The 13,116-nt window shown below is 65.2% G+C and carries 10 protein-coding genes; all 10 read left to right on the top strand.

Annotated elements, in window-relative coordinates; all coding sequences use genetic code 11:
* Positions 1–267 precede the first annotated feature (267 nt).
* The 10 genes from AC628_RS42895 to AC628_RS14515 all read left to right on the top strand — a co-directional run bounded on the left by AC628_RS42895 (position 268) and on the right by AC628_RS14515 (position 13,087).
* Positions 268–633, top strand: a complete 366-nt coding sequence (locus AC628_RS42895) for a GIY-YIG nuclease family protein (protein ID WP_143201604.1) — start codon at positions 268–270, stop codon at positions 631–633.
* Positions 634–794: 161 nt separating this feature from the next.
* Positions 795–1,466 carry a hypothetical protein gene (locus tag AC628_RS14555; protein WP_074127487.1) on the top strand — a complete coding sequence of 224 codons (672 nt, stop codon included), beginning with the start codon at positions 795–797 and terminating at the stop codon, positions 1,464–1,466.
* Positions 1,467–1,744: 278 nt separating this feature from the next.
* A complete protein-coding gene (ccmI, locus tag AC628_RS14550) occupies positions 1,745–2,875 on the top strand; it encodes a c-type cytochrome biogenesis protein CcmI (RefSeq protein ID WP_074127486.1) in 1,131 nt (376 codons plus the stop codon).
* A gap of 59 nt (positions 2,876–2,934) precedes the next feature.
* Positions 2,935–3,444 carry a cytochrome c maturation protein CcmE gene (gene ccmE, locus AC628_RS14545; protein ID WP_074127485.1) on the top strand — a complete coding sequence of 170 codons (510 nt, stop codon included), beginning with the start codon at positions 2,935–2,937 and terminating at the stop codon, positions 3,442–3,444.
* Positions 3,441–5,426: a heme lyase CcmF/NrfE family subunit gene (locus tag AC628_RS14540; protein ID WP_074127484.1), complete on the top strand. Its 1,986-nt coding sequence runs from the start codon at positions 3,441–3,443 to the stop codon at positions 5,424–5,426. The genes ccmE and AC628_RS14540 overlap by 4 nt, the downstream gene beginning before the upstream one ends.
* Positions 5,426–5,932, top strand: a complete 507-nt coding sequence (locus AC628_RS14535) for a cytochrome c-type biogenesis protein (protein ID WP_074127483.1) — start codon at positions 5,426–5,428, stop codon at positions 5,930–5,932. Before AC628_RS14540 ends, AC628_RS14535 begins: the two co-directional genes overlap by 1 nt.
* 170 nt (positions 5,933–6,102) lie before the next feature.
* On the top strand, positions 6,103–7,692 hold the full coding sequence (locus AC628_RS14530) for a Do family serine endopeptidase (RefSeq protein ID WP_074127482.1): 1,590 nt from the start codon (positions 6,103–6,105) through the stop codon (positions 7,690–7,692).
* A 322-nt stretch (positions 7,693–8,014) separates the two neighbouring features.
* Positions 8,015–8,695 (top strand): response regulator transcription factor, encoded by a 681-nt coding sequence (locus AC628_RS14525; RefSeq protein WP_029878846.1) that lies wholly within the window; start codon positions 8,015–8,017, stop codon positions 8,693–8,695.
* Positions 8,679–10,133, top strand: coding sequence for a sensor histidine kinase (locus tag AC628_RS14520; RefSeq protein WP_074127481.1), 1,455 nt, complete (start codon positions 8,679–8,681; stop codon positions 10,131–10,133). Before AC628_RS14525 ends, AC628_RS14520 begins: the two co-directional genes overlap by 17 nt.
* A complete protein-coding gene (locus AC628_RS14515; RefSeq protein ID WP_074127480.1) occupies positions 10,130–13,087 on the top strand; it encodes a bifunctional [glutamine synthetase] adenylyltransferase/[glutamine synthetase]-adenylyl-L-tyrosine phosphorylase in 2,958 nt (985 codons plus the stop codon). Before AC628_RS14520 ends, AC628_RS14515 begins: the two co-directional genes overlap by 4 nt.
* Positions 13,088–13,116 lie beyond the last annotated feature (29 nt).

The raw sequence follows: 13,116 nt of genomic DNA, 5'->3' as shown, positions 1-13,116 counted from the left end.
CCCTCTTTCCACCATATTTAGTGTTTGATCCAAAAACTCGTACTAGTTCTTGACGGGCGTGACTGGCGTATCTCACAATCCCACGCGACGCTGGAAAAAGAAAAGCCACCAAGGACTGGCATCCAAGGTGGCCTCTTTCCAATCCAGTCTCATGCTGCAGGTGGGCAGGTATGAGCTAGGACGGCACAAGCTTTAGGGTTTCAAATAGACTCCCCAGAGACGTTCAGGTCAAGCCCACTCCAAAATCCACGGAGTGGAAAACCTACGATGAACAATCCTCTTTCTAATTTGGTCACTAAACCGTTCATTCCCATTTACTGGAATGGCGCATCAGGAACTCGCTACGAGTTTCAGTTAGACGCTGTCGGCGTGATCTACAGGTCGATCCCGGGCGTCTATATTTTCTGCCGTCACACGGGGAACGGCAACTACACTGCCACTTACGTTGGTGAGACCGACAACCTCTGGCGTCGGCTCACCAATGAGCTTCAGAGCCATCATGCGTTTAACGCTATTCGCCTGCATGGGGCCACTCACATCAGCACGCTCAGTGTTGCTGGTGACCGTGCCAATCGGCTCTATATCGAAACTGATCTGCGGAATGCCCTTAATCCGCCCTGCAATAAGCAGTAGCGGCGTTCGTCTGGAGGCCCGGTTCATTTGTCGGGCCTCCTTTTCTTCTTCGGCTCGACGCTGCGGCGGACTTTTCGATACGACATCAACGTCGCGTTCGAAGCGCTGCCAAGCGTCAGATTCAAATTCTACGTCTTGAGTTTTTTTTTGGTGGCTTTGTCATGATCACTGTCAGCCGCTCGCAACAGCAAATGATTGATAACTATTCGGCCCTCATGGATGAAGTGAAGGAACGAATTGAGTGGCTAAACGTACTTCTCGCGGGAAGCATTAAGCTACCCAACCCAGCACTCCAGGAATTCGGCTTTCTGCAACTGCGCATTCTGTGCGAACTAATTGCGCTGGCCTGCCTGACCGCACATGGCGAAATTCCTGAGGTAAAGGGAAAGCGCCTTCACGAAGAATGGAACGCAACGAATATTCTAAAACGGCTCGAACACCTACATTCGGACTTTTACCCTAAACCTATTACTGTGACCAACCCAATGCCGGGTCACGCGCACATAGATTTTGTTATCTCTGGATTTCTTACGAAGACTGACCTGATCAGCCTGTACGGACGCAGCGGCGATCTGTTGCACCGGGGCAGCGTGTCAAAGCTCCTCGAGCCGACGCTGCCGTGGCCTCCCGACATGCAGGAAATTACTGAATGGGGGCATAAGATCGTAAATTTGCTTAGGGATCACAGCATCGGCCACCTTGGGGGCCAATCTCACATCCTGTGCAAGCTATCGAACCCACAAGATTTCGGAAAAGTCCAAGTTGCATTTGCAACGGCGCTCACTGCGGAAGTCGAGTTCGCAATTCAACAAGCGCCCCGTCGCCAGCGATGAATTTCGGAATAATGGAAGTGTGGCGCTGATTTGCCCGACGTGTCAAGTCGGCATTCGGATGCCGGCGACGGCAACCGGCTGCTTTGCATAGGGTTGTTTTCGATATTTTGGTAAGCGCGCGCCTTGGCCCGAAAACGTGCTTGCAATACCGCCGGAACGTTCACCGGAAGCCGCCTGTCCCGATCCAGCAATTGTCAATTGCCGGGCTCGCCGCCGGTAGTGTAAAGCGATTCCAAGGCGGCTCATCTGAAGCCGCCGTTCCATCCGGGAACCGCTTGATGACGCTGTGGTTTGTGTTCGCGCTGATGACGGTCGCGGCGATCTTTGCCGTGCTGTGGCCGCTCAGCCGCCGCGGACGGACGGACAGCGGCGGCAGCGAGGTCGTGGTCTACCGCGACCAGCTCGCTGAAATCGACCGCGACATGGCCTCTGGCATCATCGGCGCCGCCGAGGCTGATGCGGCGCGGATCGAGATCAGCCGCCGGCTTCTGGCAGCCGCCGACCAGACCGGACGCGAACAACCGGCGCAGGGCAGTCTCAACCTGCGGCGCACTGCCGCGATCGTCGCCCTGGTCGGATTGCCGGTCATTGCTTCGAGCTTCTACCTCGCGCTCGGCTCGCCGCGTCTCGGCGACTTCCCGCTCGCCGAGCGCAGCCGGGTGGCCGATGCCAACCAGCCGCTCGCCAACCTCGTCGCGCAGGTCGAGGCCCATCTGGAGAAGAACCCGACCGACGGCCGCGGCTGGACGGTGCTGGCGCCGGTGCTGTCGCGGCTCGGCCGCTACGATGATGCCGTCCGCGCCTATCGCAACGCCATCACCTATGCCGGCGACAGTGCCGATCGCCGCGCCGATCTCGGCGAGGCGCTGATGGGGAGCGCCGGCGGCGTCGTCACCGCGGACGCCAAGGCGGAGTTCGAGCGCTCGGTCGCGCTGAATGGCGACGACGCCAAGGCGAACTATTTCCTCGGCCTTGCCGCCGAGCAGGACGGCCGCAAGGCCGACGCGGCTGCGCTCTGGCAGAAGATGCTGGCGAAGGGGCCATCCGATGCGCCGTGGCGGCCGCTGGTGCAGGCCGCGCTGGTCCGAGTCGGCGGCAGTGTGCCCGACGTCGCCCCGGGCGTTAGCGCACCTGCGCTGCCTGACGGCGCGGTCGCGGCGGCCAAGGACATGAGCGAGGCCGATCGCGGCACCATGATCAAGGGCATGGTCGATCGGCTGGCGACGCGGCTGAAGACCAATGGCGACGACGTCGAGGGCTGGCTGCGGCTGGTGCGCGCCTATCTCGTGATGGGCGAGCGCGACAAAGCGATGAGCGCGCGCGCGGATGCCCGTCAGGCTGTCGCCAACGATGCGGACCGGTTGCGTCAGCTCAATGAAGGACTGAAGAATCTCGGGCTGGATGGATAACCCATGACGCGGAGCAATGCGCGGCGGTTTTCGGACGGCATCGAGCGCAAGGATGGACCATGACCAGGAAGCAACGGCGTTTGACACTGATCGGTTGCGCGCTCGTCGTGCTCGCGATCGCCGCGGGGCTGGTGCTGAACGCGCTGCGCGATTCCATCGTGTTCTTCTCGACGCCGTCGATGGTGGCCGAAAAGCATCTCGGCCCGGGCAAGCGTTTCCGCCTTGGCGGTCTGGTGCAGCCTGGCTCGCTCCAGCGCGGCGACAACCTTGCCGTGACTTTCACCGTCGCCGACGGCAGCGCGACGCTGCCGGTGGCCTACAAGGGCATCCTGCCGGACCTGTTCCGCGAAGGGCAGGGCGTCGTTGCCGAAGGCGCGCTCGATGCGTCGGGCGTGTTCCGCGCCGACACCGTGCTCGCCAAGCATGACGAGAACTACATGCCGAAGGACGTCGCCGATGCCCTGAAGAAGCAGGGCCACTGGAAGGATGATTACGGCGCCAAGTCAGACAACAGGCCGGGTGCAATGCCGAGCGCCTCGGCGGCGCCGACCCAGGGAGCGATGCGGTGATCGCCGAAAGCGGACATTATGCCCTGGTGCTCGCGCTTGGGCTCGCGCTGATCCAGTCGATCGTGCCGATCGTCGGCGCGCGCTGGCGCGATGCGGCGCTGATGAACGTCGCGCGCTCGACTGCGCTCGCCCAGTTGCTGTTCGTCGCGGCGTCGTTCGCGGCGCTGGTGACGCTGCATGTCACCTCGGATTTCTCGGTCGCCAATGTCTATGAGAACTCGCATTCGCTGAAGCCGCTGCTCTACAAGATCACCGGCGTGTGGGGAAACCATGAAGGCTCGATGCTGCTGTGGGTGTCGATCCTCGCGCTGTTCGGCGGCCTCGTCGCGGCCTTCGGCAACAATCTGCCGCTGTCGCTGCGCGCCCATGTGCTGGCGGTGCAGGCCTGGGTCGCCAGCGCGTTCTATCTGTTCATCCTGATCACCTCGAACCCGTTCCTGCGCATCGCCAACCCGCCGCTCGAGGGCCGTGACCTCAATCCGGTGCTGCAGGACATCGGCCTCGCGGTGCATCCGCCGATGCTCTATCTCGGCTATGTCGGCTTCTCGATCTCGTTCTCGTTCGCGGTGGCGGCGCTGCTCGAGGGGCGGATCGACGCCGCCTGGGCGCGCTGGGTGCGGCCGTGGACGCTGATGGCGTGGATCTTCCTGACGCTCGGCATCGCGATGGGCTCCTACTGGGCCTATTACGAGCTCGGCTGGGGCGGCTGGTGGTTCTGGGATCCGGTCGAGAACGCCTCGCTGATGCCCTGGCTTGCCGGCACCGCGCTGCTGCATTCGGCGCTGGTGATGGAGAAGCGCAACGCGCTGAAGGTCTGGACCGTCCTGCTGTCGATCCTGACCTTCTCGCTGTCGCTGCTCGGCACCTTCCTGGTCCGCTCCGGCGTGCTGACATCGGTTCACGCCTTCGCGACCGATCCGACCCGTGGCGTGTTCATTCTGCTGATCCTGTTCGTCTTCATCGGCGGCAGCCTGTCGCTTTATGCCTGGCGCGCGCCGGCGCTGAAGCAGGGCGGGCTGTTCGCGCCGATCTCGCGCGAAGGCGCACTGGTGCTCAACAACCTGCTGCTCACCACCGCCTGCGCGACGGTGTTCATCGGCACGCTGTATCCGCTGGCGCTCGAGGTCTTGACCGGCGAGAAGATCTCGGTCGGCGCGCCGTTCTTCAATTTCACCTTCGCGCCGCTGTTCGTGCCGCTGCTGCTCGCGGTGCCGTTCGGGCCGCTGCTGGCCTGGAAGCGCGGCGATCTGCTCGGCGCGGCGCAGCGGCTGATGGTCGCCGGCATCGTTGCGCTGGTGGCAATGGCCCTGGTGTTGGCGTGGACCTATGGCGGCGCGACTTTGGCGCCGCTCGCGATCGGGCTTGCGGCCTTCGTCATCATGGGTGCGCTGTGCGATCTCGCCGAACGCATCGCGCTGTTCCGGATTCCGCTCTCGCTCTCGCTGCGCCGCGCACGCGGTCTGCCGCGCGCGACCTGGGGCACGGCTTTCGCGCATGCCGGTCTTGGCGTCGCGCTGATCGGGATCGTCTGCGAGACCACCTGGAACAGCGAATATATCGGCTCCATGAAGCCGGACGACGTCGCCCGCGTCGCCGGCTACCAGTTGCGGCTCGACGGCCTGAACCCGCGGCAGGGGCCGAATTTCCGCGAGATGGTCGCGCAATTCACCGTGACGCGTGACGGCGACAAAATCAGCGTGATGACGCCGTCGAAGCGCAACTTCACCACCCGCGGCGCCTCGACGACCGAGGCCGCGCTGCTGACCCGCGGCGCAAGCCAGCTCTACATCTCGCTCGGCGACACCTCCGCCGACGGCGCGATCGCGGTGCGCATCTATCACAAGCCGCTGGTGCTGATGATCTGGTGGGGACCGGTGCTGATGGCGTTCGGTGGCTTGCTGTCGCTATCCGACCGCCGCCTGCGGGTCGGCGCGCCGAAGCCGGCGAAGGCAGCCGCCCGCGCATTGCAGGCGGCCGAGTGATGCGGTCGCGCGCGCTTGCAGCCGCTCTTCTTGCGGCGGGCCTGATGCTCGGCGCGATGCCCGCGCGGGCGGTGCTGCCCGACGAGATCATGGCGGATCCGGCCAAGGAGGCGAGGGCGCGCGAGCTCTCCAAAGAGCTGCGCTGCATGGTTTGCCAGAACCAGTCGATCGACGATTCGGAGGCGCCGCTGGCCCGCGACCTCCGCCTCCTGGTCCGCGAGCGCATCTCGGCCGGCGACAGCGACCGCCAGGTGATCGATTTCCTGGTGGCCAGATACGGCGAATTCGTGCTGCTGAAGCCGCGTCTCAACGAGCATACGCTGGTGCTGTGGCTGACCCCGCCGCTGGCGCTTCTCCTCGGCGGTCTTGCGCTCTGGCGCCTTGGCCGGCGCAAGGGCAATCCGGTCGCCGCCGGGGGCGATTCCGGCCCCGGACTGACGTCCGACGAGCAAGCCCGCCTCGAACGGCTGCTGGCGTCCGAATCCGCGCCGGACAAGCCGCTTTAGTTCCTTTCTAAGCCCTTAATTCGGCTGCGCTATTCTGCCGCAGCGCTGATCTGCTCGATTACAAAAGTTTAATTCCGCAGCCAGCGCGCCGTAAGGCTGATGACCCCATGTTCAGCTGCATCAGGTGCCCGCCCCCGCACCGGTGATTCTGGCCTTGGAGATTTCAACACATGACCGATCGTCCCGACCTCTCGTCCCTTCCGTCCTACAAGGCGCCGAAGCGCTCGCTGTTCTCTGCCCGCAAACTTGCGCTGATGGCCTCGGTCGTGGCCGGCCTCGGTGCCGCCACCTATGGCCTCAGCCCCACCCACAACCCGGCCGACCTGTTCACGACGCCTGCGCATGCGCAGGTCAATAACGAGGTCAAGAAGGTTCAGCAGCCGGTCGGATTTGCCGACATCGTCGAGCGCGTGAAGCCGTCGGTGATCTCGGTCAAGGTCAACATTCGCGAGAAGGTCGCGAAGGACGACAGCGGCAACAACGAAGATTCGCCGTTCCAGCCGGGTTCGCCGATGGAGCGCTTCTTCCGCCGCTTTGGCGGTCCGGATGGCTTGCCCCCGGGCCTGCGCGGTGGACCGCGTGGCGGTGGCGTGGTGACGGGCCAGGGCTCCGGCTTCTTCATCTCGGCTGACGGCTATGCCGTGACCAACAATCACGTCGTCGACGGCGCCGACAAGGTCGAAGTCACGACCGATGACGGCAAGACCTATTCCGCCAAGGTGATCGGCACCGATCCGCGCACCGACCTCGCGCTGATCAAGGTCGAGGGCGGCTCCAACTTCCAGTTTGCCAAGCTGTCCGATAGCAAGCCGCGCATCGGCGACTGGGTGCTGGCGGTCGGCAACCCCTTCGGCCTCGGCGGCACCGTGACCGCGGGCATCGTCTCCGCCTCCGGCCGCGACATCGGCAACGGCCCGTATGACGACTTCATCCAGATCGATGCGCCCGTGAACAAGGGCAATTCGGGTGGCCCGGCGTTCGACGTGTCGGGTGAGGTGATGGGCGTCAACACCGCGATCTACTCGCCGTCCGGCGGCAGCGTCGGCATCGCGTTCTCGATCCCGGCCCAGACCGTCAAGAGCGTCGTTGCCCAGCTGAAGGACAAGGGCTCGGTCAGCCGCGGCTGGATCGGCGTCCAGATCCAGCCGGTGACGTCCGACATCGCCGACAGCCTCGGCATGAAGAAGGCCGAAGGCGCGCTGGTTGCCGAACCGCAGGCCAACGGCCCCGCGGCCAAGGCCGGCATCGAGTCCGGTGACGTCATCACCGCCGTCAATGGCGAGCCGGTGAAGGATGCGCGCGAACTCGCCCGCACCATCGGCGGCCTCGCGCCCGGCAATGCGGTGAAGCTGAACGTGCTGCACAAGGGTCAGGACAAGACCGTCAACCTGACGCTCGGCCAGTTGCCGAACAGCCTGGAAGCCAAGGCTGACACCGACAACAACAGCGACAAAGGCAACTCGTCCCGCGGCACCGACGTGCCGAAGCTCGGCCTCACCGTGGCGCCCGCCAACAGCGTGGCCGGCGCCGGCAAGGAAGGCGTGGTCGTGACCGAAGTCGATCCCAAGAGTGCTGCCGCCGAGCGGGGCTTCAAGGAAGGCGACGTGATCCTCGAGGTTGCCGGCAAGTCCGTCGGCAGCGCCGGCGAGGTGCGAGATGCGATCACCGCGGCGCGCAATGACAACAAGAACAGCGTTCTCATGCGCGTGAAGAGCGGCGGTTCGTCGCGCTTTGTGGCAGTGCCGCTGGCCAAGGGATAACTATCTATGAGTTGGAAAGCGTCGCCGGCATTAGTCGCCCCCGCCGACGGCGCTTTCCGGGGGGTGGGCCCCTTGCTCGCTCCCTATGTTGCCTTTCGATGGAATATGCCCCCCTCCGTCGGAAGGTCTCAGGGCGGTGGAGTCCCCCAGCTTCACCGCCCACTTTTTCCCAACCCGCATGATCCGGAAAAGTGGAAACCGGTTTTCCGGTCAGATCATGCGGCAGCTCAAATTACAGAATATGCGCGGTCGTCTTGCATGTGCAGGCCGGCCGCGCCATGCTGACAGAGGGCCCATTCCCGTGACCGCCACCGCTCCGCAAATGCGCATCCTGATCATCGAAGACGACCGCGAGTCAGCCGACTATCTGGTCAAGGCATTCCGTGAAGTCGGCTACATCGCCGATCTCGCCTCCGATGGCGAGGAAGGCCTGTCGATGGCTGAAACCGGCGATTACGACGTGCTGGTGGTGGATCGCATGCTGCCGAAGCGTGACGGCCTGTCGCTGATCGGCAGCCTGCGCGACAAGGGCAACCGGACGCCGGTCCTGATCCTCTCGGCGCTCGGCCAGGTCGACGACCGCATCAAGGGCCTGCGCGCCGGCGGCGACGACTATCTGCCGAAACCCTATTCCTTCGCCGAGTTGCTCGCGCGCGTCGAGGTGCTGTCGCGGCGCAATGTCGGGCCGGCCGAGGAGACCACCTACAAGGTCGGCGACCTCGAGCTCGATCGGCTGTCGCATCGCGTCGCCCGCGGCAAGGACGAGCTGACCTTGCAGCCGCGCGAATTCCGCCTGCTCGAATATCTGATGAAGCATGCGGGGCAGGTGGTGACGCGGACGATGCTGCTCGAGAATGTCTGGGACTATCATTTCGATCCGCAGACCAACGTCATCGACGTGCACATCTCGCGGCTGCGCTCCAAGATCGACAAGGGTTTTGAGCGGCCGCTGCTCCATACCATCCGCGGCGCGGGGTATATGATCCGTGACGGCATTCGGTAAACTGATCCGGACCACGGCGTTTCGGCTGACGCTGGTCTATTTGTTCCTGTTCGCGCTGTTCGCCGCCTCGCTGCTGGCTTACTTCGCCTGGAACACACGGCGGCTGATCACCGAGCAGATCACGACGACCGTCAACGTCGAGATCGGCGAGATCACGTCCATCTATAACCGCCGCGGCCTGCACGGCCTGCTGACCACCATGGGCAATCGTGCGCTGCGGCCGGGCGCCAACCTCTATCTCCTGACCGCGCCGAACGGGCAGGCGCTGGCCGGCAATGTCGGCTCGCTGGCGCCGGGCGTGATGAGCGTCCAGGGCTGGAGCGAGACCGCCTATCGCCGGATCGACGACCAGGACAAGACCGATCATCGCGCGCTGGTGCGGGTCGCCGAGATGGACAACGGCTTCCGCCTCCTGGTCGGGCGTGACCTCGAGGAGCGGCGGCGGCTGTTCGGCATCGTCGCCAAGGCCGCGCAATGGTCGATCCTCGTCGTGGTCGTGCTCGGCATCGGCGGCGGCATCTTCGTCGCCCGCCGCGTGCTGCACCGGATCGACGCCATGACCGGCACCACCAGGCGCATCATGGCGGGCGATCTGTCGGGCCGGCTGCCGGTCGGCCGCAGCGGCGACGAGCTCGACCGTCTCGCGGAAAATCTCAATGTCATGCTGGAGCGCATCGAGGCGCTGATGACGGGGCTGAAGGAGGTCTCGGACAACATCGCCCACGACCTGAAGACGCCGCTGACGCGGCTGCGCAACCGCGCCGAGGAGGCGCTGGCGCGGTCGGGCAGCGAGGCCGACTACCGCGCGGCGCTGGAGCGGACGATCGAGGAATCCGACGGGCTGATCCGCACCTTCAACGCGCTGTTGATGATCGCGCGGGCCGAGTCCGGCCAGGCGCGCGGCAACATGGACGATTTCGACGGCGCCGACGTCGCCAACGGCATCCACGAATTGTACGAGCCGCTGGCCGAGGACGACGGCATGACGCTGCAGGTGAAGACCGCGCCGGCGCCGATTCACGGCAACCGCGAATTGATCAGCCAGGCGGTCGCCAACCTGGTCGAGAACGCTATCAAATATGGCAAGCCCGACGCGGGCGTTGAGCCGATGAAGGCGGATGCACGGGAGATCCTGATCGAGGCGCGGCGCGAGGGCGATCAGGTCCTGCTCAGCGTCACCGACCACGGTCCTGGTATCCCCGAGCGCGACCGCAAGCATGCGGTGGAGCGCTTCGTGCGGCTCGAGGCGAGCCGCACCTTACCCGGTTCCGGTCTCGGCCTCAGTCTGGCCTCGGCGGTCGCCACGCTCCATGGCGGCGAACTGCGGTTCGGCGATGCCCATCCCGGGCTGGTGGCCACCCTGGTGCTGCCCGCGCGGGCGGGCGGCAGTGACAGGCTTGCGGCTCAAACGCAGGATGTGCCACAGAAGGCGGCATGAATGCCGCCGCGCCGGGAAACGCGGATCGACACCGTCTGGCCGCGCGGTTCGCGGATGGACCGCGTGTCGCCGCGCCCGAATCCGCCGATCAGCGCCTGACTGACTGGTTCGCCGAGCTCGAGCCGGCGCAATCGGCCGCGCTCGCAGCATTGCTGGAGCATCCGTTCGCACGGGACATCCTGCGCGGCATCGCCGAGTTCTCGCCCTATCTGTTCGAGCTCGCGCGGGCCGATGCCGCGCGGTTGATCCGGATCCTGTCATGCGACCCGGAGTCGCATCTGGCCGGCCTGATCGAGGCCACCTCGCGCGGCGTGCTCGCCGCCGGCAGCGAGGCCGACGTGATGGTCTTGCTTCGCCGCATGAAGGCGGAGGCCGCGCTGATGATCGCACTGTGCGATATCGGCGGCGTCTGGCCGGTGATGCGGGTGACGGCGGCGCTGACCGACATCGCGGTGAATTCGGTGCAATCGGCGCTGCGCTATCTGTTCCGGCAGGAGGTCGCCCGCGGCCTGATGAGCGCCGTCGATGCCGAGCATCCGGAAGTCGGCTCGGGCCTGATCGTGCTTGCGATGGGCAAGATGGGCGCGGGCGAGCTGAACTATTCCAGCGACATCGATCTGATCGTGTTCTTCGATCGCACGGCGACCTCGCTCGCCGAGGATATCGAGCCGCAGCCGTTCTTCGTCCGCGTCACCCAGGCGATGGCGCGGATGCTGCAGCAGCGCTCGGGCGAGGGCTATGTGTTTCGGGTCGATCTCAGGCTGCGCCCGGACCCGGCCTCGACCCAGGTCGCGATCTCGACCGACGCGGCCTTGCACTATTACGAGCGCGAGGGGCGAACCTGGGAGCGCGCCGCGATGATCAAGGCGCGGCCTTGCGCCGGCGATCCCAAGGCCGGCGAGGCGCTGATCGCCGAGCTCGCGCCGTTCGTCTGGCGCAAGCACCTGGATTTTGCCGCGCTCGCCGACGTCCACGACATGAAGCGGCAGATGCAGACCTATCGCGGCCAGAGCGAGATCTCGGTCGAGGGGCACAACGTCAAGGTCGGCCGCGGCGGCATCCGCGAGATCGAGTTCTTCGCCCAGACCCAGCAGCTGATCGCCGGCGGCCGCCATCCCGAGTTGCGGGTGCGGCCGACGCTGGAGGCGCTCAATGTGCTCGCCAACAGCAACTGGATCACCTTCGAGGCGCGCGACGAACTGACGACGGCCTACGAATTCCTGCGCCGGGTCGAGCACCGGCTGCAGATGATCGCCGACGAGCAGACCCATTCGCTGCCCGAAGCGCCCGAGGACGTCGAGCGCTTCGCGCATTTCTTCGGCTACGAGAATCGCGAGGCCTTCGCCAGGGACCTGCTCGGTCAGCTCAAGATCGTGCAGAACCACTACGGCAAGCTGTTCGAGGGCGACGATCCGACCGGCACCGCGAAGCTGCCGGATCTCGATTATGGCGCCGGGCCGGAAGACGGCCGCCTGATCGAACATCTCGCTCAACTCGGCTTCAAGAAGCCCGTTGCGGTGGCCGGCACCGTGCAGCAGTGGATCGCGGGCGATTATCGCGCGCTGCGCGTCGAGGCGACGCGGGCGGCGTTCCTCGAATTCATTCCTGGCCTGATCGACGGCCTCGCGCATGCCGAGGAGCCGGACGATGCGGTGGCGGCATTCGACCGCTTCCTCGGTGCGCTGCAGCGGGGCGGGCGGCTGATCTCGCTGCTCAGCCAGAACCGCGATTTCGTTGCGCTGGTGGCGCTGATCCTCGGCGCTGCGCCGCGGCTCGGCGACATGCTGGCGCGGCAGCCGCAGATCATGGACGGCCTGGTCGATCCGCGCTTCTTCGGCGCGATGCCGGACAAGAAGGAGCTGTCGGAGCGGCTTGCGACCACGCTGCAGGATGCCTCGTCCTACGAGGACTTCCTCGATCGTCTGAGGCTGTTCGGCCAGGAGAGCCTGTTTCTGATCGGCACGCGGATCCTGTCCGGCACGGTGTCGGCGCAGCACGCCAGCACGGCCTTTGCCGATGTCGCGGAGGGGATCGTGCACACCGTGCACGGCCTCGTCACCGACCAGTTCGCCGCGCAATACGGCCGGATCAAGGGGCAGGAGACCGCGATCATCGCGATGGGCCGGCTCGGCAGCCGCGAGATGACGGCGTCCTCCGACCTCGATCTGATCACGCTCTACGATTTCGACAGCGAGGCGCCGGACTCCGACGGCGAGCGCTCGCTGCATGGTGCGCAATATTTTGCCCGCTTCACCCAGCGCCTGATCAGCGCCTTCACGACCCGGACCAATTACGGCGTGCTCTACGAGGTCGACATGCGGCTGCGCCCCTCGGGGCGCGCTGGCCCGGTCGCCTCGCGCATCGATTCGTTCGCCGACTATCAGGAGCGCGAGGCCTGGACCTGGGAGCATATGGCGCTGACGCGTGCCCGCGTGATCTCGTCGTCAGCGGAATTCCGCGAGAAGATCGAGGCGATCATCCGCAGCGTGCTGACGAGACCGCGCGATGCGGCGTCGACCGCGGCCGATGTTGCCGACATGCGGCGGGCGATCGCGCTGGAGAAGGGCGAGGATGATGTCTGGGACCTCAAGCTCGCCGCCGGCGGGCTCGTCGACATCGATTTCATTGCGCAATATCTCCAGCTCGCACATGCTTCGGCGAAGCCGGAGATCCTCAGCGTCTCGACGCTTCAAGTGCTCGACAATGCCGCCAAGCTCGGCCTGCTCGGCCAGTCCGAGGCCGAGATATTGCGCTCGGCGGCGCGGCTGTATCATGACCTGACGCAGATCCTGCGGCTGTGCGTCACCGGCAAGTTCAATCCGGAGACCGCGGGCGAGGATCTGCGGCGCGTCATGGCGCGCGCCGGCGATGCACCGGATTTCTCCGCGCTGGAGGCGCGCCTGCGTGAGACGCAGAGCGAGGTGCGCCGGGTGTTCAACGCGATCGTGGGTTAGTCTAGCGACAATCTCCGGCTTGAATCCCG

This window comes from Bradyrhizobium sp. NAS96.2 (assembly GCF_001908235.1).
GTDB lineage: Bacteria > Pseudomonadota > Alphaproteobacteria > Rhizobiales > Xanthobacteraceae > Bradyrhizobium.
Note: the sequence above shows the minus strand (reverse complement) of the source record. Positions and strands in the feature narration are given on the sequence as shown.